We start from the raw sequence: 20,196 nt of genomic DNA, 5'->3' as shown, positions 1-20,196 counted from the left end.
GGCTTCAGGCGTGCGCGCCGGTGTCGGACACTTCGTCGTCCAGCCAGTCCACGCGGTCCATCTTGCGCACCAGCACGAACTCGTCGCGGTTGGTGCCGATGGTTCCGTAGTAGTTGAAGCCGTAGCTGTACTGGGCGTAGCCACCAATCATGTGGGTGGGCTTGAGCACAATGCGCGTGACCGAGTTGTGGATACCGCCACGGGTGCCCGTGATCTCGGAGCCGGGGGTGTTGATGATCTTCTCTTGCGAGTGGTACATCATCACCATGCCGGGGTTCACACGCTGGCTCACCACCGCGCGGGCCGCAATGGCGCCGTTGGAGTTGAAGAGTTCGACCCAGTCGTTGTCCACGATGCCGGCGACCTTCGCGTCGTCTTCACTCAGCCACACCACCGAGCCGCCCCGGTTCAGCGTGAGCATCATCAGGTTGTCGCTGTACGTGCTGTGGATACCCCACTTCTGGTGCGGTGTGATGAAGTTCAGCTGGATCTCACGGTTGCCGTTGGGCTTCTTGCCCTCGACTTCGTGCAGCGTCTTCAGATGCACTGGTGGGCGGTAGCTCACAAAGCCTTCGCCGAAGTCGCGCATCCAGGGGTGGTCCTGATAGAACTGCTGGCGGCCCGTGAGGGTGCGCCATGGGATCAGCTCATGCACGTTGGTGTAACCGGCGTTGTAGCTGACCTTTTCGCTTTCCAGGCCCGACCAGGTGGGCGAAGAAATGATCTTGCGCGGCTGCGCCTGGATGTCGCGGAAGCGGATCTTCTCGTCCTCGCGGTGCAGCGCCAGGTGCACGTGGTCGCGGCCGGTCTGCTTGCCCAGGGCTTCCCAGGCCTTGCAGGCCACGTGGCCGTTGGTTTCGGGGGCCAGCATCATCACCACCTCGGTGGCGTCGATGTCGCTCACGATGCGGGGCATGCCTTGCGTCACGCCCTCTTCCTTCACGCGGCCGTTCAAATCGCCGAGCTGGCCGACTTCGGTCTGCGTGTTCCAGCCGATGCCCTTGCCACCATTACCGGCCTTGTCCATCAAGGGACCCAGGGCCGTGAAGCGCTTGTAGAGGTTGGGGTAATCGCGCTCGACCACCGTGACCTGCGGCGCGGTCTTGCCGGGGATGAGTTCGCACTCGCCCTTCTTCCAGTCACGCACGCCAAAGGGCTGGGCCATTTCGCCCGCCGTGTCGTGCATGATGGGCGTGAGCACCACGTCCTTTTCCACGCCCAGGTGGCCCACGCTGACCTCGCTCACAGCCTTGGCAAAGCCTTTGTAGATTTCCCAGTCGCTCTTGGCCTGCCAGGCAGGGTCCACCGCGGTGGACAGCGGGTGGATGAAGGGGTGCATGTCGCTGGTGTTGAGGTCGTTCTTCTCATACCAGGTGGCCGTAGGCAGCACGATGTCGGAGTACAGGCAGGTGGTGCTCATGCGGAAATCGAGCGTGACCAGCAGGTCCAGCTTGCCTTCGGGGGCCTTGGAGTGCCACTGCACTTCCTCGGGCTTGGCTTCGTCCTGTCCCAGGTCCTTGCCCTGCACACCGTGGGTCGTGCCCAGCAGGTGCTTGAGGAAATACTCATGCCCCTTGCCCGACGAACCCAGGATGTTGGAGCGCCACACGAACATGTTGCGCGGCCAGTTGTCGGGGTGGTCCGGGTCTTCGCAGCTCATCTGCAAGCTGCCATCCTTCAGGGACTTGACCACGTAATCCTTGGCTTCCATGCCCTTGGCAGCGGCGTCTTTGGCCACCTGCAGCGGGCTGGTCTTGAGCTGGGGCGCCGAAGGCAACCAACCCATGCGCTCGGCGCGCACGTTGTAGTCGATCTGCGCGCCGTGGTAGGCCTTCTTGTCGGCCAGGGGCGAGAGGATTTCCTCCATGCCCAGCTTCTCGTAGCGCCACTGGTCAGTGTGGGCGTAGAAGAAGCTGGTGCTGTTCATCTGGCGGGGTGGGCGGATCCAGTCAAGGGCAAAGGCCAGCGCCGTCCAGCCGGTTTGAGGCCGCAGCTTTTCCTGGCCCACATAGTGCGCCCAGCCGCCACCGCTCTGACCGATACAACCGCACATCATCAGCATATTGATGATGCCGCGGTAATTCATGTCGCTGTGGTACCAGTGATTCATGGCCGCGCCGATGATGACCATGGACTTGCCATGCGTCTTGTCGGCGTTGTCGGCAAACTGGCGTGCCACGGTGATGATCTGGTCGCGCGGCACACCCGTGATCTTTTCCTGCCAGGCAGGGGTGTAGGGGCGGTCTGCGTCGTAGCTGCCGCCGGGTTCTTCACCAGGCAGACCCCGGTCGATGCCGTAGCTCGCGGCCAGCAGGTCGAACACGGTGGCCACCATCACGCGGCCCTGGGCCTCATGGCCGGCGAGCTCCAGGTGCGTCACGGGCACGGGGCGCACCATCACATCGCTGCCCTGTTCGTTGGCCGTGAAATTGGGCGTCTGCACGCCACCAAAGTACGGGAAGGCTACCTTCGCCACGTCATGCGCCTGCGCGCCGTCTTCGATCACCGACAGCTTGAGCTTGACGGTGTTGCCGGTGCGGGCTTCCTTGTTCTCCAGGTTCCACAGGCCCTGATCGGCGCGGCCGTCAGCACCCCAGCGGAAGCCGATGGAGCCGTTGGGCAGCGTGACCTGGCCCAGCTCGTCGTAACCCACGGTCTTCCAGTCGGGGTTGTTGGACTGGTCGAGCTGGCCCGGGAAGTCGCTGGCGCGCACATAGCGGTCGGGCACCATGACCTTGCTGCCATCGGGCAGCGTCTTTTCCTTGAGCACCACCAGCAGCGGCAGATCGGTGTAGCGGCGCGCGTAGTCGTCGAAGTAGGTGCTGCGGCCCTTGCCGCCGTCCTTGAAGTAGAACTCCTTCAGGATCACGTGGCCCATGGCCATGGCCACGGCGGCGTCGGTGCCTTGCTTGGGGTGCATCCACAGGTCACCCAGCTTGGCCACTTCGGAGTAGTCGGGTGTGATGGACACGACCTTGGTGCCTTTGTAGCGCACCTCGGTCAAGAAGTGCGCATCGGGCGTGCGCGTCTGGGGCACGTTGGAGCCCCAGGCAATGATGTAGGAGCTGTTGTACCAGTCGGCCGACTCGGGCACGTCGGTCTGCTCGCCCCACACCTGCGGGCTGGAGGGTGGCAGGTCGCAGTACCAGTCGTAGAAGCTCATGCACACGCCACCGATCAGGCTCAGGTAGCGCGAACCGGCAGCGTACGAAATCATCGACATCGCGGGGATGGGCGAGAAGCCGATGATGCGGTCAGGGCCGTGCTTCTTGATGGTGTAGACGTTGGCCGCGGCGATCATCTGGTTGACTTCGTCCCAGGTGCTGCGCACGAAGCCGCCCAGACCCCGCTGCTTTTGCCATTCGCTGCGCGAGGCGTCGTTCTCGACGATGGCAGCCCAGGCATCCACGGGGCTCTTGGCCAGGGCAATGGCGGCACGCCAGTGCTTGAGCAAACGGCCGCGCACCATGGGGTACTTCACGCGGTTGGCGCTGTACAGGTACCAGCTGTAGCTAGCGCCGCGGGCGCAGCCACGGGGCTCGTGGTTGGGCAGGTCGGGGCGGGTGCGGGGGTAGTCGGTCTGCTGGGTTTCCCAGGTCACGATGCCGCCCTTGACGTAGATCTTCCACGAGCAGGAGCCCGTGCAGTTCACGCCGTGGGTGCTGCGCACGATCTTGTCGTGTGCCCAGCGGTCGCGGTAGGCGTCTTCCCAGGTGCGGTCTTCGCCGTTGGTCTCGCCGTGGCCTTGGGCAAAGGTCTCGCGCGGTTGCGAGAAGTACGAGAGGCGATCGAGAAAATGACTCATCGGGGGCTCCTTGTTCTGTTCTGTTCAGGGGGTCTTCAGCAAGGCATGGCGGCGTTCTTGCGCGCGTAGTGCCACCAGGTGATCACGATGCAAACGATGTAGAAAGCAAAGAACGTCCACAGCGCGGCATGGGGGCTGCCCGTCAATGCAATCGAGCTGCCATAGCTCTTGGGGATGAAGAACCCGCCATAGGCAGCCATGGCGGCGGTAAAGCCCAGCGTGGCGGCGCCCAGGGTGTTGCCCTCCTTATTGGCCTGGGCCACGGCGGCGGCGTTGCGGGGGTCCACACCACGCATAGCTTCGGTCAGGAAGATCACGGGGATCATTCGGAAGGTGGAGCCGTTGCCGATGCCGGTGGTGAGGAACAGCACCAGGAAGCACACAAAGAAGCCGGCGAACTGGCCCTCGTTGCCGCCCGATGGCAGAAATACCGTCACGCCGACCACGGCGATGGCCATCACGATGAAGTTCCACAGCGTGACGCGAGCACCGCCGAGCTTGTCGGCCAGCCAGCCGCCAAAGGGGCGGATCACAGCGCCCACCAGCGGGCCCAGCCAGGCATAGGCCAGGGGATTGATGTTGGGGAACTGGCTCTTGATGAGCAGCGGGAACCCTGCGGCGTAGCCGATGAACGAGCCGAAGGTGCCGAGGTACAGCACGCACATCAGCCAGTTGTGCTTGCGCTTGAAGATGGCGGCCTGTGCAGCGAACGAGGCGCGGGCGTCGGCAATGTCGTTCATGCCAAACCAGGCTGCCAGTGCCGTCAGGGCGATCCATGGCACCCAGATGAAGGCGGCGTTCTGCGTCCACACCTGGACGGTGCTGCCGTTCTTCACGATGCTCTGGCCTTCGCCACCAAAGATGCCGAAAATGCCGGCCGTGACGACCAGCGGGCTCAGGAACTGCACCACCGACACGCCCAGATTACCCAGGCCCGCGTTCACGCCCAGTGCCGAGCCCTTGCGCTCCTTCGGAAAGAAGAAGCTGATGTTGGCCATGCTGGAGCTGAAGTTGCCACCACCCAGGCCGCACAGCAGCGCCAGGATGAGCATGGTGGGGTAGGCCGTGGTGTTGTCCTGCACCGCAAAGCCGATGCCGATCGCGGGGATCAGCAGCGAAGCGGTGGAGATGGCCGTCCAGCGGCGGCCACCGACCAGCGGCACCATGAACGAATAGAAGATGCGCAGCGTGGCACCCGAGAGCGCGGGCGCCGCGGCCAGCCAGAAGAGCTGGTTGGTCGAATACTTGAAGCCCAGGCCCGGCAGGCTCACGGCGACCACGCTCCAGACCTGCCAGATGGCAAAGGCCAGGAACAGCGCGGGCACCGAGATCCAGAGGTTGAGCTTGGCGACGGCTTCGCCCTCGCGTTCCCAGAAGGTCTTGTCCTCCGGGGTCCAGAGGGTGAGCAGGCGCCCCTGGCGCCCGCTGGTGGTGGTGGCAGACATGGTGAGAGTCCTTTAAAAAATCAGCGGGTGGTCGCCGACGCAGCAGCGTCCTGCGAACCCATGACGGGGGTGCGGCGCACTTCGGTGAAGTACATCCAGATGAGCGAGACCCACACCACGCCGTACATCAGCATGAAGGCGCTGGAGCGAACGCCCGTGAGGTCCATGAGTGCGCCAAACAGGATGGGCAGGATGAAGCCACCCATGCCACCGGCCAGGCCCACGATGCCGCTGATGGCACCGATGTTCTTGGGGTAGTCATCACTGATGTATTTGAAGACGCTGGCCTTGCCGAAGGCCCAGCAGATGCCCAGCAGGAACATGAGGCCGGTGAAGGCATACACGTTCAGGCCCAGATGGAAGGTCTTGGCGCCGTTGACGGTGAGGATGGTGAAGTCGGTCTGTGGGTAGCTCAGCAGGAACAGGCAGATCCAGCTCACCCACATCACCCACCAGGTCACGCTGTGGGCACCGTACTTGTCAGACAGCATGCCGCCGATGGCGCGCAGCACGCCGCCGGGCAGCGAAAAGCAGGCGGCCAGCAGTGCCGCCACGCGGATGTCGAGACCGAACTCACCCACGTAGTACTGCACCATCCACAGTGACAGCGCCACATAGCCACCGAACACGATGCTGTAGTACTGGCAGTACTTGAGCACCTTGGGGTCCTTCAGCGCCTTGAGCTGGTCGGTGAACTTGACATTGCTGGGCACCAAGTGGGCCGGGTCGCTGTGGCTGAACAGCAGGAACAGCACCAGCGTTCCCAGCATGATGGCGGCATACACCTGGGGCACCATGGCCCAGCCAAAGGCCACCAGAATGACGGGAGCCACGAACTTGTTGACGGCTGCCCCCGAGTTGCCCGCGCCATACACGCCCATGGCCGTGCCCTGGCGGTGCTTGGGGAACCAGCGCGCCACATAGGGCGTACCCACCGAGAACGAGCCCCCCGCCAGACCCACAAACAGGCCGATGGTGAGGAAGTGCCAGTATTCCGTGGCGTAGCTCATGAGCCAGATGGCGGGCACGGTGGTGGCCATGACGGCAGCCATCACGATGCGGCCGCCGAACTTATCGGTCCAGATGCCCAACGGCACCCGCACCAGCGAGCCCGTGAGCACGGGCATGGACATGAGCAACCCGAACTGCGTGGAGTTCAGGTTGAGCATTTTCTTGATGGGGATCCCGATGACGCCGAACATCATCCAGACCATGAAGCAGACGGTGAAGGCGAAGGTGCTCACGATGAGCACTGACCATGCCTGACGCGTGCGTTGCGGACTGTCGCCCGGGGGCAGAGTTGCGTTTGCCATTGCACGATTCCTCTCTTTTTGCATGACAGGAATAGTCCCTCTTTTCGGAGACCTTGCCCATCCTTCGCTAGGACATGCGCAACGCGGCAGAAGGAGTAGTCACTGGGAGATAGCCATCGTTCGAAAGAACTATGGCCTTGCAAAAAGCAGCCGCAGAGCACACCGGGGACCAGAGCCGGTTTTATATCGAATAGAAATGACAACTTCAATGCATTTCTTACCGAAGGCCGGTCTCTGGATTTCGTTCAAGGCACTGCAGACGGACCGACCTGCGCGCGCCCGAGCCATGGGAACAAGAGATCCCGCCGCAGGCACCGTGCGGGCTGCTAGCTGCGCTACTCCACGCGCTGGCGGTCCGATGCGTACACCGCCGCCTGCACGCGCGAACTCAGACCCAGCTTGCGCAGGATGTGCTGCACGTGAATCTTCACTGTGGTCTCGGCGATGTCGAGCGTGCGCGCGATCTCCTTGTTGCTCGCGCCGCGTGCAATCTCGCGCAGCACGTCTTCTTCGCGCGGCGACAGGGGGGTGAATCCGTTGGCGGCCACCCCTGGGGCGTCGGCTGGCGGGGGCGATGGAGGCGTCACCTCGGGGGCGCCCTGTGACTGGAATGCCGCCACCAGCTTGCCCATCAGCTCAGGGCTGACCACGGGCTCGCCGCGGGCAGCGCGGCGTATGGCCTGAGCCAAAAGGTCGCCATCAATGGTCTTGAGCAGGTAGCCCTGCGCGCCGTTGCGCAGGGCGGTTGCCAGGTCTTGCGCGTCCTCGCTCACCGTCAGCATGAGCACACGTGATGCGGGCGACACTTCGCGCAGACCCTGGATGGCATCCACACCCATCACGCCGGGCAGGTGGTTGTCGAGCAGGATCACCTGGGGCTGCAGTTGGGGTGCCAGCCGCAGGGCCTGCGCCGCGTCACCTGCCTCGCCCACGACAGAAAGGCCCTCGTACTGCTCGAGCAGCGCGGTCAGCCCGCGCCGGAACAGCGTGTGGTCATCCACCACCAGCAACGTGACCGGCGTGGCGGCCGGCGCCGACGTGGAGGTAAGAGGCGGTGCGTGGGTCGTCATGGTGTGGGGGCAGTTTGTGGAGAGGCTGCGGCCCCCGGCGCTGTGGTCTTGGCAAAAGCGACTGCCTGGGCAGGCGCCACGGAGGGCAGCTCAATGCACACGCGGGTACCCTGCCCCGGTGTGGACTCCACCTGCACGACGGCGCCAATGCGTTGGGCCCGCTCGCGCATGATGCCCAGGCCCACATGCAGCGAATCGGGCGGCACGGAGGTGACGTCAAAGCCGGTGCCGTTGTCCTGCACCTCGAAGCGCCAGCGCGGGTGGCGGTGCACCAGCAAATCGACCCGCGTGGAGCCCGAATGCTTGCGCACGTTCGACAGCGCCTCCTGCACCATGTGCAACACCTGGATCTGCACGTCCTGCGCCAGCGGCAAGCCGTGGCCCACCATGCCCAGCGTGGTCGCCATGCCGGTCTGGTGCTCGAACTTGGACAGCGTGGCGCGCAGCGCGGACTCGATGTCCTCGTCGCTGGTACGCGTGCGAAAGTGCACCAGCAGCTCGCGCACATCGGAGTAGCACTCGCGAACGCCCATGTCGAGCTCTCCGATGCTGCGGTCGCGCTTGGCAACATCACCACGGGCCACGGCGTCGCGCAGCAGCTGGGTCTGGATCTTCAGGAAGGCCAGCGACTGGGCAATCGAGTCGTGCAGCTCCCGCGCGAGCAGACTTCGCTCTTCGGCCACCGCGGCCTCTCGCTCCAGCGCGGTGGCGCGCAGGCCCTCCATGGCGCTGGCCAGATGGCGCGTCATGGCTTCGAGCAGGTCGCGCAGTTCGTCGGTCATCTCGACCGGTGAGCGGAAGAACAGATTGACCTCGCCCAGCATGCGCAACTGCATCTTGACGGGGATGGTGACCATGGTTTCAAACCCGGCATCCCGGCAGTGCGGCAGGGCCACGTCCGTGGACGGTGTGATGGGGATCACCCGGGTGCGCGCCTGGGCTTGCGGCTGACCACACAGGCAGCTGCCCGTGTGCAGGCAATGCTCGCCCTCGGCCATGGTCGCCGGCAGGCCGTCACCCGCCAGCAGCACATAGCGCTCGTTGGCTTCATTGGACCAGCGCACGGCCACAGCGTCAGCGCCCGCCACCCGGCGGATCTGCTGGACAAAGCCTTGCGCCAGCAGCTCCAGGCTGCTGGCGGTCGAGGCCAGCGCGCTCACCTCGTACAGCGCGGCCAAGCGCTGGTTCTGCACGGCGATGCTGGCGGTCTTCTCCCGCACCTTGTGTTCCAGCTCATCGTGCGACGCCTGCATCGCGTGCGCCATGAGATTGAAGCCCGCCGAGAGCTGGCCGAACTCGTCATCGGTATCGACGGGCAGGCGCGTACCCAGCTCGCCCTGGCGCAGGCGGACCTGGGCCTGCTGCAGGCGCGCCACGGGGTTGATGACCAGCAGATAACTCATCACCATGAAGGTCACGGCGGCCACAATGGCCAGTGCCATCATGAACAGCTGGAACAGGTGCAGCGCGGCAGTCCAGCCTGCGATCTGGACCTCGATGGCGTCCACAAAGCCATCAACCTGCTGCACAAAGGCATCGGCCTCCACCAGGATCTGTGCGCGGTCCGGGGGCAAGGCGCTGACCCAACCCGCGCGAGCCTCGGTCCACCGGGCACGGATGCCGTCGAACCGCATGCGCGTCTCGTCGCTCCACGGCACGGCCAGTGGGCGCGACGGATCGCCCGTGCGCAGCAGCTCCAGGCTGGCGTCGAACTGGCGCGCCCGGTCACGCACCGCCTCAGGTGGCTCGGTCTGCAACACCAGCACCATGCGCAGCATGTTCATGCGCAGGCGGCCCGCCTCGTTCACCGCAGCAGCGCCCCCTTCGAGTTTCCAGGTCACCCACAGCGTCAAGCCGATGGACGCCAGGGCCACCAGCAGGAAGCCAGCGCCCATGGCGAGGAGCTTGGCGGAAAGCGAGGGCTTGGAGCGCATGGCGCAGTGTAGGCAAGGGGGATGGGGCAATTCTTGACTTAAGTCAAGTTTGCACCCGCTAGCATGGCCGGATGCACACGCAGAACCCCCTTCTCTCATTCGCCACCCTTGCAACGGCCTGGCGCCCCTGGGCCGCAGCCTGGGCACTGGCCAGCCTGGGGGCCCTGTCAGGCTGCGCGGGCCATTCCGCCAAGGCATCCCCGCCTCCACCCCTGACCGACCCGGCCAATCCCGGGTCGCCCGCAGCGTCCTGGACCGAACGCCTGCAGCACCTCCTGCCCGCCGATGTGCTGTTGCTGGGCGAGCAGCACGATGCGCCCGACCACCAGCGCCTGCAGCGCGAGGCGGTGGCCTGGCTGGCTGGGCGCGGTCAGCTTGCAGCCCTCGTGATGGAAATGGCCGAGCGGGGCCACAGCACCCGGGGCCTGCCGCGCGATGCCAGCGAGGCGCAGGCCCAAGCCGCCCTGCAGTGGAACGACGCGGCCTGGCCCTGGAAGGCCTACGGCCCGGTGGTGATGGCCGCCGTGGGCGCCGGGGTGCCCGTGCTGGGTGGCAACCTGCCCCGCGCCCGCATGCGCGCCGCCATGGCCAATACCGCCTGGGACCAGCACCTGCCCGCCCCAGAGCTGGCGCAGCAGCAACAGGCCGTGCGGGACGGCCATTGCGGCCTGTTGCCCGAATCGCAAATAGCGCCCATGACACGCATCCAGATCGCCCGCGACGCCAGCATGGCCCAGACGGCCCAGGAGGCGTTGCGCTCCGGCCAGACGGTGCTGCTGGTGGCTGGCGGCGGCCACGTGCTGCGCCACCTGGGTGTGCCAACGCATTGGCCGGCAACTTTGGTGTCAAAAGTGGTGATAGCGCAGGTAGAACATGCTTCAGCCGCTATCAAATCAGGTGCAGAAGCAGATGCCGTGGTCCTGACCCCGCCGCTGCCCCCGCGCGATGCATGCACAGAGCTGCGCGAGCAATGGCGCCCTGCGCCGCCCGGTCAAAAGGTCTGAGCGCGCCTTTTCAACCCTGAGCCGCAGCGGCAGGCACCGCCTGTGCGCGCAGCAGCGCCCCAAAATCATCGGCAGGCACGGGGCGGCTGCACAGGTAACCTTGGTAGGCGTCGCAGCCCCGGGCGCGCAGAAAGGCCAGCTGGCCCTCGGTCTCCACGCCCTCGGCCAGCACCGACAGGCCCATGCTGTGTCCCATGGCGATGATGGCGGCGCTGATGGCCATGTCGTCCTCGCTTTGCGGAATGTCGCGAATGAAACCCTGGTCGATCTTGAGCACGTCGATGGGAAACCGCTTGAGCTGTGCCAGCGACGAGTAGCCCGTGCCAAAGTCATCCACCGCGATGCGCACCCCCAGCTCCCGCAGGCGCACCAACACCTGGCGGGCCTCTTCGGTGCGCTCGGCCAGCGCGCTTTCGGTGATCTCCAGCTCCAGCAGCGCGGCCGGGAAGCCGCTGGCCTGCAGCGCGGCCGCCGTGCAGCCGGCCAGATCGGTCAGGTGGAACTGGCGCGGCGACACGTTCAGCGCCAGCGTCAACTCGGGCAGCCCCGCATCGCGCCATTGCTGGCCCTGGCGGCAGACCTCGCGCACCACCCATTCACCCAGCGGACCGATCACGCCCGAGGTCTCGGCCACCGGGATGAAGCGTGCGGGCGAGATCAGCCCCTCCTGCGGGTCGTTCCAGCGCACCAGGGCTTCGGCGCCCTGGATGCGGCCCGTGGCAATGTCGATCTGGGGCTGGTAGTACATCTGCAGATGGCCCTGGGCCAGCGCCAGGCGCAGGCGCGACTCCAGCTCCAGCCGCTCGCGAGCCGCCTGGGTCATGGCCTCATGGAAGAAGCACCAGGCGCCCCGCCCCCGCGCCTTGGCCCCGTAGACCGCCGCGTGGGCGCCCTGCAACAGCAGCTCGGTGGTGCCTGCGTGCTCGGGGAACATGCAGATGCCCACGCTGACGCCGGCCACCACCTCCAGCCCGTCGGGTGAGCGCCAGGGCTCGGCCACGGCGCGGATCAGGTGCCGCGCCACGGCGGCGGCGCCATCGGCATGGCGCAGGTGGCGCGCCACCACGGCCAGCTCGTCGCCCGCCATGCGCCCCAGCACATCCCCGGGCCGCAGGGCCGACTGCACCTGCCGCGCGATGTGCTTGAGCACTTCGTCCCCCGTGGCATGGCCGTAGCTGTCGTTCACGTCCTTGAACCGGTCCAGGTTGAGCAGCAGCACCGCAATGTGCTCACCGCTCACCTGCGCCTCCTGCACTGCCAGCTCCAGCTGGTGCCCAAACCAGGTGCGGTTGGACAGGCCGGTGAGTGGGTCGTTGTGCGCCAGATATTCCAGTTGCCGCTGCTGGGCCTTTTCTTCGGAGATGTCGGTGAACATGCACACGTAGTGCGTGATCTCGCCCGCCGGGTCGCGCACCGCCGACAGCGACATGTGCTCCGGGAAGATCTCGCCGTTCTTGCGGCGGTTCCAGATCTCGCCCTGCCAGTACCCGGTCTCGGTCAGCGCCGCCCACATGGCTTCATAAAAGGCCTTGTCGTGGCGGCCCGACTTGAACACGCGGGGCGTCTTGCCCAGCAGCTCCTCCTCGGTGTAGCCCAGCAGACGGGTGAACGCGGCGTTGACCGACAGGATGCGGCTGTCCGCGTCGGTCACGACCACGCCTTCCATGGTGTTGTCCACCACCGTGGCCGCCAGGCGCTGGCGGGCCTCGCTGCGCTGCAGCGCAGCGCGCGCAGCCTTGATCTCGTCGAGGTCCTGCACCACACACACCAGGTGCGCAGGCTCGTCCCCCACGGCAGGCGCCAGCGTCACGGTGCACAGCACGGGGACCCGGCGGTTGTTGTCCAGGCGCAGGCAATGGCGTTCGCCCACGTAGTGGTCGATCTCGCCGGCCAGCAGGCGCTCCAACTGGGACGCGGCCCAGTCGCGGTCCTGGGCAATCATCACATCGCGGAAATTGAGGCCCAGCGTCTGCGCCGGAGTGGCGCCCAGCAGGTCGCACAGGCGGGTGTTGGCCCACAAAAAGCGGCCGTCCAGCGCCACCCGCACAAACCCGGCCGGCGCATGGCGCACGATCTGCGTCAGCTCCTGCGCCATGGCCATGCGTACCTTTTCGGCCCGGCGCATGCGCCGCAGCAGCCACCAGGCCAGGCCGCTGGTCAGCGCCACATAGCCCCAGCCCTTCCAGGTCTGAAAACGGGTCAGCAGGACTGGGTCGGTCACCCAGTGGGCCAGCAACGCATCACCCGCAAACACCCAGGCCACCCCCAGCACCAGGTACAGCAGCATGCCCCGCCAGGGGACCAGTGATGAGGCATAGCCCTCGTTGCCCATTGCGCTCCTTGTTGGATTCACGGTTCCACGGTTTCGCGGTCCATGGCCCTTGCTGCGACAATTGCACAGCTATGACCAACGCCTACATCCTTACCCTGTCCTGCCCCGACCGCCTGGGGCTGGTGCACGCCGTCTCGGGCTTTTTGCTGGAGCACGGCGGCAACATCGAAGAAGCAGCACAGTACAACGACCACGATACCGGCCTCTTCTTCATGCGTGTGCAGTTTGCCTGCGATCAGCATGACCATGCAACGCTCAAGACCCGCCTGGCCGCGTTTGCCGAGCCCAACAAGATGCATTGGCGCCTGCACGCCACAGCAGCGCCGATGAAAACCGTGCTCCTGGTCAGCAAGGAAGGCCATTGCCTGAACGACCTGCTGTTCCGCTGCAAGAGTGGCCTGCTGCCCATCGACATCCGCGCCATCATCAGCAACCACCGCGACTTTTACCAGCTCGCGGCCAGCTACAACGTGCCGTTCCACCACATCCCGGTGACTGCCGCCACCAAACCCCAGGCCGAAGCCAGGCAGCTGGAGATTATCGAGGCCGAAGGGGCCGAACTGGTGGTGCTGGCCCGTTACATGCAGGTCCTTTCTCTTGATCTGTGTCAAAAATTGGCCGGTCGGGCGATCAACATTCACCACAGCTTCCTGCCCAGCTTCAAGGGCGCCAAGCCTTACTACCAGGCCCATGACCGGGGCGTGAAGCTGATCGGCGCCACCGCCCACTACGTGACGGCCGACCTGGACGAAGGTCCGATCATTGAGCAGGACGTGGCCCGTGCCGACCACACCGACACGGTGGAAGACCTCACCGCCCGGGGCCGCGACACCGAAAGCCAGGTGCTGGCCCGCGCCGTGAAGTGGCACAGCGAGCACCGCGTGATCCTGAACGGCCACAAGACCGTGATCTTCAGATAAAGCCTGCCCATGGCCACGGCAGCCCCGTCGTCCTTCCTCAGCAGCGCGGCGCGGCGCATCCCGCCCATCCAGTGCCTGCTGACCTTCGAGGCCTTGGCGCGCCTGCGCAGCGTGACGCAGACCGCCGACGAGCTGTGCGTGACGCCCAGCGCCGTGAGCCACCGGGTCAAGCAGCTCGAACAGATCCTGGGCGTACAGCTGTTCGGTCGGGCTGATTTTTCGCTGACCACCGAGGGCAGCGCCTATCTCGCCCATGTGCGCGAAGGCTTGGGCGCGCTGCAACGGTTTCCGGGCGCCGTGGCAGCCCCCGGGCGGCGCAGGCTCAAGCTGGCCGTCACGCCTACGTTTGCGCGCGCCATCCTGATCCCGCGCCTGCGCCAGTTCACCGAGGCCTACCCCGAAATCGACCTGGCGCTGCAGGTGTCCATTCCGCTGCTGGACGTGGTGGCCGAGGACGCCGACCTGATGGTGCGCTTTGGAGCCGGCCACTATGCCGATGTCGAGCACGCGGAGATTGCGCGCGACGTGGTCACGCCCCTGGCCTCACCCGCCTTCGTGCGCGAGCACGGCCCGTTCGACCACCCCGAAGACCTTGAAGGTGTGCCCCTGCTGCGCAGCCCGCTGGAGCCCTGGCGCACCTGGTTTGCCGCCACCGGCCTCGACTGGGCCGAGCCCAGCGAGGGCTCGCAGTTCAACGACATCGGCCTGATGTGCGACGGCGCCGCCGCCGGCATGGGCGTGGCGCTGGTGCGCCTCAAGCTCGGGGCCCCCTGGCTGGAGAACGGCACGCTGGTGCGCCTGTTTGCCACCGACACCGCCAGCCCCCACGCGCACTACCTGTGCTGGCGCACGGGCACCATGGACCGGTGGGAGTGCGCAGCGTTTGCCGAATGGCTGCGCAAAACCATGGCGTAGTAGAGGCATCCCCCTGAGTCGCCTTTGGCGCCCTCCCCCTTCTCTCGGCTGCGCCGGGAAGGGTGACGCAGCCCTCGCCCGAGGCGCGCCCTCCTCCACCAAGTTCGGGCAAAAATTTGCCTCTAGTGCTTGTCCAACAAACGCCGGCAGCTATCAATTGGTGAGCAATCCGGTGTTTTTCACAATCCCCTGCAGAAAAGCTCAAGCCCGGGCACCCAGCCATCCCCTACAGTGACAGCCATGAACACTGCCGCCGACCCCACCGCAGCCCTGTCCGAACGCGCCGCACGCCAGGCCGAAGTGGTCCAGGCCTTGAGCCGCGTGGTGCCCGCGCACGCCTTGCTCTGGCACAGCGAAGACACCACGCCGTATGAATGCGACGGCCTCACCGCCTACCGCCAGCGCCCCCTGGTGGTGTGCCTGCCCGAAACCTACGACGAGGTGCAGGCCGTGCTGCAGGTGTGCCACCGGCTGCAGGTGCCGGTGGTGGCGCGCGGTGCGGGCACGGGGCTATCGGGCGGGGCCATGCCCCATGCGCTGGGCGTGACGATGTCACTGGCCAAGTTCAACCGCATCCTCGACATCAACCTCGAAAGCCGCACGGCCGTGGTGCAGTGCGGCGTGCGCAACCTGGCCATCAGCGAGGCCGCGGCGCCCTACGGCCTGTATTACGCGCCCGACCCCAGCAGCCAGATCGCCTGCACCATCGGCGGCAACGTGGCCGAGAACTCGGGTGGCGTGCACTGCCTGAAATACGGCCTCACGGTGCACAACGTGCTCAAGGTGAAGGGATTCACGGTGGAGGGCGATCCCGTCGAATTTGGCAGCGAGGCGCTGGACGCCCCCGGCTACGACCTGCTGGCCGCCGTCATTGGCAGCGAGGGCATGCTGGCCGTGACCACCGAGGTCACCGTCAAGCTCATCCCCAAGCCCCTGCTGGCGCGCTGCATCATGGCCAGCTTTGACGACGTACGCAAGGCAGGCGATGCGGTGGCCGCCGTGATCGCCGCCGGCATCATCCCCGCCGGGCTGGAGATGATGGACAAGCCCATGACCGCCGCCGTCGAAGACTTTGTGCATGCAGGCTACGACCTGAGCGCCGAGGCCATCCTGCTGTGCGAGAGCGACGGCACCCCCGAAGAAGTGGAAGAAGAAATCGGCCGCATGAGCGAGGTGCTGCGCACTGCGGGCGCCACCGCCATCAGCGTGAGCCGCGACGAGGCCGAACGCCTGCGCTTCTGGAGTGGCCGCAAAAACGCCTTCCCCGCCAGCGGCCGCATCAGCCCCGACTACATGTGCATGGACTCGACCATCCCGCGCAAGCGCCTGGCCGACATCCTGCTCGCCATCCAGGAGATGGAAAAGAAATACCAGCTGCGCTGCGCCAACGTGTTCCACGCGGGCGACGGCAACCTGCACCCGCTGATCCTGTTCGATGCGAACGATGCCGACCAGCTGCACCGCTGCGAGCTGTTTGGCGCCGACATCCTGGAAACCAGCGTGGCCATGGGCGGCACGGTGACGGGTGAGCATGGCGTGGGCGTGGAGAAGCTCAACAGCATGTGCGTGCAGTTTTCTGCGGCAGAGAACGCGCAGATGTTCGGGCTCAAGCACGCGTTTGATCCCGCGGGGTTACTGAACCCCGGCAAGGTGATCCCCACACTGAACCGGTGTGCAGAGTACGGGAAGATGCTGGTGCGCGGGGGGCAGATCAAGCACCCCGATCTGCCGCGCTTCTGACCGCCATGAAGGCGCTGCAAGGACTGGCCTTTCTTCTGCTCATGCAGTCGGGGGGCGAGGCACTGTCTCACTTTTTGAAGCTCCCGGTGCCTGGGCCGGTGGTTGGCATGGTGCTGCTCTTGCTCGCGCTGCGCTGGCAGCCGGTGCAGGATGCCGTCGCCCCAGCGGCGGGCTTCTTGCTCCAGCACCTGTCGCTGCTGTTTGTGCCGGTGGGCGTGGGGGTGATGACCCACCTCGCGTTGCTGAGCACCTATGGCCTGCAGCTGGTGGCGGTGATCGTGCTGTCCACCTGGATTGGCATGGCGGTGACGGCGCAAGTGTTGCGTCTTCTGCAGCCCAAGGAGGACCATGGCGAACTTCGTTGAGCTGTGGGTGTACTTGGCCTCGGCCCCGCTGTTCGGGCTGACGGCCACGCTGGCGGTCTATGTGCTGGCACAGGCACTGTCGGTGCGCTCCGGCCACGCCCCCTGGGCCAATCCGGTGATGGTGTCGGTGGCCATTCTGGCCAGCGTCATGCTGGCCACGGGCACGGCCTACCCCACGTACTTTGCGGGTGCGCAGTTCATCCACTTCCTGCTGGGCCCTGCGGTGGTGGCACTGGGCTGGCCCCTGTGGCAGCGCCGTGCGGCGCTGCGCTCACGCTGGGGCCGGCTGGTGCTGGCCTCGCTGGCGGGCGGCAGCGCGGCGGCCGCCAGTGCTGTGGGCCTGGGCTGGGTACTGGGCCTGCCCGGTGATGTGCTGATGTCGCTGGCCCCAAAATCTGTCACCGCCCCGGTCGCGATGGGCATCGCCGCACAGGTTGGCGGCGTGCCCGCCCTGGCCGCCGTGTTCGCGGCGCTGACGGGCATGGTGGGGGCGCTGTCTGCACGCTGGCTGTTCGGCTTGATGCGCTTGCCCACCGACGCGCAAGGTATGGCACTGCGAGGCTTTGCGCTGGGCACTGCGTCGCACGGCATCGGGGCGGCGCATGCGCTGCAGGTGCATGCCGAGGCCGGGGCGTATGCAGGACTGGCGCTGGGGCTGCAGGTGGTGTTGGCGGCGGTGCTGATGCCGCTGGTGTTCCGGCTGTTATGATGGGTGTGGCGGGGGCATCGCCTCCCGTCCTGCGCTACGCAGCGCAGCGCTCAGCGGCTCTCACCCGCCCCACAAAGCCCGCCCCATGGCCCCCACGTGCGACACGCCGAACAGCAGCAGCCCGATGAGTCCACCCACCACGGTGCCATTGATGCGGATGTACTGCAGGTCCTTGCCGATGTTCAGCTCGATCAGCTGCGTCATCTCCTCCGCATCCCACCGCCGCACCGTATCCTCAATGTGCTGCGCAATGAACGCCGACACATCCGGCGCCAGCCCCTCCACCCAACGCTCCAGCCGGTCATTGAACGACTGCCTGAGCACCGCATCCCCCGCTAAAGACTCCCCCAGCCACAGCCCCAGCTTGCTCACCTGCCGAGCCAGCACGGAGTCAGCGTCGGCCAGATCGCGCTGCAACGCACCACGCAGGTCCAGCCACAAGGTCTGCACATAGCCGCCCACGGTGGCATCGGTCTGCAGCCAGGTGCGGATCTCCTCGCCCTTGCGCGCCCATTCCGGGTCACTGCGCAGGCGCTCGATAAAGCGCTGTACGGCGGTATCAAACTGCGCGCGCAACGCATGCTGCGGGTTGGCGGCCACATCGGCCATCAGGCTCTCCAGAGCGCGGGCCAGCAGGGCCGAGCCCTTGTCGCCCAGCCAATCGCTGGGCAGCAACTTCTCGGTGCGCGGGTGGTCCTTCTTGAGCCAGGCCACGATGGACTGTGCGACCCAGGTGCGGGTCTGCTCGTTCTGCAACAGTTCGATGAGCTTGGCCAGCACATCGTCCAGCAGCGCCTGGTGGCGGCCGTTGTGCGTGAGGGTGTCGAGCACCGCCGCCAGGGCGCGCGACATGTCCACCTGCCCGATCAAGGCACGCGCGGCCTTCTGGATGAAACGCTCCACCTGCGCATCCTGCACCGTCTCCAGCGCAGCCGATGCCAGGCGCGTGGCCTGGTGCCCCAGCAGCGCGGCGTTGCCGGGCGCGGTAAGCCACTGCGCCAGCCGCTCGGCCGGGTCGTGCCTGCGGATCAGCGACACGAGCGAGGGCACGTCCAGGAACTTTTCGCGCACAAAGGTAGCCAGGTTGCGGCCGATACGCGCCTGGTTGCGCGCGATGACCGCCGTGTGCGGAATGGGCAGGCCGAGCGGTCGGCGGAACAACGCCACCACCGCAAACCAGTCGGCCAGCGCGCCCACCATGGCGGCCTCGGCCATGGCTTTCACGGCGTTGAGCCACAGGCCGCGCTCCACCACGCTGGTGGCAATGAACACGGCCGTGACCAGCAACAGCAGGCCCAGCGCCTGCCGCTTGGCACGCCGCAAGGCAAGGGTTGCGCTGTCAGTCTCCGGCTTCATCCGGCCCAGCCCACTGCCCTGGTCGGCAACCCGTCAGGCAGCTGCCGCAATCTGGTCCAGCGCCTTCGACAGATGGCCCACCGTGCGGTCCACGTTGTGCCACTTCTCCAGGCCGAACAGGCCGATGCGGAAGGTCTTGAAGTCCGGACCTTCGTCGCACTGCAGCGGCACACCTGCGGCGGTCTGGAGGCCCACTTCCATGAACTTCTTGCCGTTCTGGATGCCGGGGTCGGTGGTGTAGCTCACCACCACACCGGGCGCCTTGAAGCCATCGGCCGCCACGCTGGGGAAGCCACGCGATTCGAGCAACGCACGCACCTTGGCGCCCAGTTCGATCTGCTCCTCGCGCACCTTGGCAAAGCCATAGGCGCGGGTCTCTGCCATCACGTCGCGCAGGCGCACCAATGCATCCGTGGGCATGGTGGTGTGGTACGCGTGCTGGCCCTTTTCGTAGCCCTCGGCGATCTGCATCCACTTCTTGAGGTCGCACGAGAAGCTGCTGCTCGTCGTGCCCTCGATGGCCTGGCGTGCGCGTTCGCTCAGCATCACCATGGCGCAGCAGGGCGACCCGCTCCAGCCCTTTTGCGGTGCGCTGATGAGCACGTCCACCCCCGTGGCCTGCATGTCCACCCACATGGCGCCCGACGCCACACAGTCCAGCACAAACAGCGCGCCCACCTCATGCGCAGCCGCCGTCAGGGTGCGGAGGTAGTCGTCAGACAGGATGATGCCGCTGGCCGTTTCCACATGCGGGGCGAACACGACCTTGGGCTTTTCGGCGCGAATGGTGGCTGCGACTTCGTCCGCCGGGCACGGCGCCCAGGGGGCATGCGGGCCGCTGCCCTGCTGGCGCGCCTTGCAGACGACCGAGCCGCCGCCCAGGCCCTTGTCGGCATCAAAGATCTGCGTCCAGCGGTAGCTGAACCAGCCGTTGCGCACGATGAGCACCTTTTCCTTGTTGGCAAACTGGCGCGCTACAGCCTCCATGCCGAAGGTGCCACTGCCGGGCACCAGCACGGCGGTGTGGGCGTGGTAGACCTCTTTGAGCGTGCCCAGAATGTCCTGCATCACGCCGGTAAAGCGCTTGGACATGTGGTTGAGCGCGCGGTCGGTGTAGACCACCGAAAATTCGAGCAGGCCATCAGGGTCGATATCGGGCAGCAGTCCGGGCATGGTGCAAAGTCTCCATCAAACAGGGGCGCCACCCCGGCGCGGGGTGGGCTAGGCGGGCCAGCTTAGCATGCACCGCGCGGCCTGCGCATGCACCTAGAGCGGCTCACAAAACTCA

The 20,196-nt window shown here is 66.2% G+C and carries 14 protein-coding genes; 6 read left to right on the top strand and 8 right to left on the bottom strand.

The features are described from left to right. Window positions 1-4: 4 nt before the first annotated feature. The 5 genes from C8C99_RS17070 to C8C99_RS17050 form a co-directional block, all read right to left on the bottom strand. Entirely contained in the window at window positions 5-3,805 is a 3,801-nt protein-coding gene (locus tag C8C99_RS17070; protein WP_108626382.1) for a nitrate reductase subunit alpha, read from the bottom strand. A 35-nt stretch (window positions 3,806-3,840) separates the two neighbouring features. After that, entirely contained in the window at window positions 3,841-5,250 is a 1,410-nt protein-coding gene (locus C8C99_RS17065; RefSeq protein ID WP_108626381.1) for a NarK family nitrate/nitrite MFS transporter, read from the bottom strand. 20 nt (window positions 5,251-5,270) lie between these two features. Further along, window positions 5,271-6,563 carry a nitrate/nitrite transporter gene (locus C8C99_RS17060; protein ID WP_056641957.1) on the bottom strand — a complete coding sequence of 431 codons (1,293 nt, stop codon included), beginning with the start codon at window positions 6,561-6,563 and terminating at the stop codon, window positions 5,271-5,273. Between the two features lie 335 nt (window positions 6,564-6,898). Continuing rightward, window positions 6,899-7,633: a response regulator gene (locus C8C99_RS17055; RefSeq protein ID WP_108626380.1), complete on the bottom strand. Its 735-nt coding sequence runs from the start codon at window positions 7,631-7,633 to the stop codon at window positions 6,899-6,901. After that, window positions 7,630-9,567 (bottom strand): type IV pili methyl-accepting chemotaxis transducer N-terminal domain-containing protein, encoded by a 1,938-nt coding sequence (locus C8C99_RS17050; protein ID WP_108626379.1) that lies wholly within the window; start codon window positions 9,565-9,567, stop codon window positions 7,630-7,632. Before C8C99_RS17050 ends, C8C99_RS17055 begins: the two co-directional genes overlap by 4 nt. A gap of 71 nt (window positions 9,568-9,638) precedes the next feature. Here C8C99_RS17050 and C8C99_RS17045 point away from each other — a divergent pair, with 71 nt between their 5' ends. Further along, on the top strand, window positions 9,639-10,571 hold the full coding sequence (locus C8C99_RS17045) for a ChaN family lipoprotein (protein WP_233247250.1): 933 nt from the start codon (window positions 9,639-9,641) through the stop codon (window positions 10,569-10,571). 10 nt (window positions 10,572-10,581) lie between these two features. Here the strand turns inward: C8C99_RS17045 and C8C99_RS17040 are convergent, their stop codons facing one another. After that, window positions 10,582-12,903 (bottom strand): bifunctional diguanylate cyclase/phosphodiesterase, encoded by a 2,322-nt coding sequence (locus C8C99_RS17040; RefSeq protein ID WP_199226445.1) that lies wholly within the window; start codon window positions 12,901-12,903, stop codon window positions 10,582-10,584. Window positions 12,904-12,974: 71 nt separating this feature from the next. Here C8C99_RS17040 and purU point away from each other — a divergent pair, with 71 nt between their 5' ends. From purU to C8C99_RS17015, 5 genes are all read left to right on the top strand, one after another. Then, window positions 12,975-13,823, top strand: a complete 849-nt coding sequence (gene purU / locus C8C99_RS17035) for a formyltetrahydrofolate deformylase (protein WP_108626378.1) — start codon at window positions 12,975-12,977, stop codon at window positions 13,821-13,823. Between the two features lie 9 nt (window positions 13,824-13,832). After that, a complete protein-coding gene (locus C8C99_RS17030) occupies window positions 13,833-14,738 on the top strand; it encodes a LysR substrate-binding domain-containing protein (RefSeq protein WP_056641939.1) in 906 nt (301 codons plus the stop codon). 240 nt (window positions 14,739-14,978) lie between these two features. Beyond that, window positions 14,979-16,478 carry an FAD-linked oxidase C-terminal domain-containing protein gene (locus tag C8C99_RS17025; RefSeq protein ID WP_108626377.1) on the top strand — a complete coding sequence of 500 codons (1,500 nt, stop codon included), beginning with the start codon at window positions 14,979-14,981 and terminating at the stop codon, window positions 16,476-16,478. A 5-nt stretch (window positions 16,479-16,483) separates the two neighbouring features. After that, a complete protein-coding gene (locus C8C99_RS17020; protein WP_060984770.1) occupies window positions 16,484-16,843 on the top strand; it encodes a CidA/LrgA family protein in 360 nt (119 codons plus the stop codon). After that, window positions 16,827-17,552 carry an LrgB family protein gene (locus C8C99_RS17015; RefSeq protein ID WP_060984769.1) on the top strand — a complete coding sequence of 242 codons (726 nt, stop codon included), beginning with the start codon at window positions 16,827-16,829 and terminating at the stop codon, window positions 17,550-17,552. The genes C8C99_RS17020 and C8C99_RS17015 overlap by 17 nt, the downstream gene beginning before the upstream one ends. Before the next feature lie 60 nt (window positions 17,553-17,612). On the opposite strand, the gene C8C99_RS17010 is transcribed toward C8C99_RS17015, so the two are convergent. Together C8C99_RS17010 and C8C99_RS17005 are read right to left on the bottom strand one after the other, a co-directional pair. Next, window positions 17,613-18,908 carry a DUF445 domain-containing protein gene (locus C8C99_RS17010; protein WP_108626376.1) on the bottom strand — a complete coding sequence of 432 codons (1,296 nt, stop codon included), beginning with the start codon at window positions 18,906-18,908 and terminating at the stop codon, window positions 17,613-17,615. Between the two features lie 33 nt (window positions 18,909-18,941). Then, window positions 18,942-20,081 (bottom strand): aminotransferase class V-fold PLP-dependent enzyme, encoded by a 1,140-nt coding sequence (locus C8C99_RS17005; protein WP_108626375.1) that lies wholly within the window; start codon window positions 20,079-20,081, stop codon window positions 18,942-18,944. Window positions 20,082-20,196 lie beyond the last annotated feature (115 nt).

It is taken from the genome of Acidovorax sp. 107, assembly GCF_003058055.1.
Taxonomy (GTDB): Bacteria; Pseudomonadota; Gammaproteobacteria; order Burkholderiales; family Burkholderiaceae_C; genus Acidovorax.
Note: the sequence above shows the minus strand (reverse complement) of the source record. Positions and strands in the feature narration are given on the sequence as shown.

Coding starts and splice junctions, on each gene's coding strand:
- C8C99_RS17070 (WP_108626382.1), bottom strand. CDS start 3,805: ATGAGTCATTTTCTCGATCGCCTCTCGTACTTCTCGCAACCGCGCGAG.
- C8C99_RS17065 (WP_108626381.1), bottom strand. CDS start 5,250: ATGTCTGCCACCACCACCAGCGGGCGCCAGGGGCGCCTGCTCACCCTC.
- C8C99_RS17060 (WP_056641957.1), bottom strand. CDS start 6,563: ATGGCAAACGCAACTCTGCCCCCGGGCGACAGTCCGCAACGCACGCGT.
- C8C99_RS17055 (WP_108626380.1), bottom strand. CDS start 7,633: ATGACGACCCACGCACCGCCTCTTACCTCCACGTCGGCGCCGGCCGCC.
- C8C99_RS17050 (WP_108626379.1), bottom strand. CDS start 9,567: ATGCGCTCCAAGCCCTCGCTTTCCGCCAAGCTCCTCGCCATGGGCGCT.
- C8C99_RS17045 (WP_233247250.1), top strand. CDS start 9,639: ATGCACACGCAGAACCCCCTTCTCTCATTCGCCACCCTTGCAACGGCC.
- C8C99_RS17040 (WP_199226445.1), bottom strand. CDS start 12,903: ATGGGCAACGAGGGCTATGCCTCATCACTGGTCCCCTGGCGGGGCATG.
- purU (WP_108626378.1), top strand. CDS start 12,975: ATGACCAACGCCTACATCCTTACCCTGTCCTGCCCCGACCGCCTGGGG.
- C8C99_RS17030 (WP_056641939.1), top strand. CDS start 13,833: ATGGCCACGGCAGCCCCGTCGTCCTTCCTCAGCAGCGCGGCGCGGCGC.
- C8C99_RS17025 (WP_108626377.1), top strand. CDS start 14,979: ATGAACACTGCCGCCGACCCCACCGCAGCCCTGTCCGAACGCGCCGCA.
- C8C99_RS17020 (WP_060984770.1), top strand. CDS start 16,484: ATGAAGGCGCTGCAAGGACTGGCCTTTCTTCTGCTCATGCAGTCGGGG.
- C8C99_RS17015 (WP_060984769.1), top strand. CDS start 16,827: ATGGCGAACTTCGTTGAGCTGTGGGTGTACTTGGCCTCGGCCCCGCTG.
- C8C99_RS17010 (WP_108626376.1), bottom strand. CDS start 18,908: ATGAAGCCGGAGACTGACAGCGCAACCCTTGCCTTGCGGCGTGCCAAG.
- C8C99_RS17005 (WP_108626375.1), bottom strand. CDS start 20,081: ATGCCCGGACTGCTGCCCGATATCGACCCTGATGGCCTGCTCGAATTT.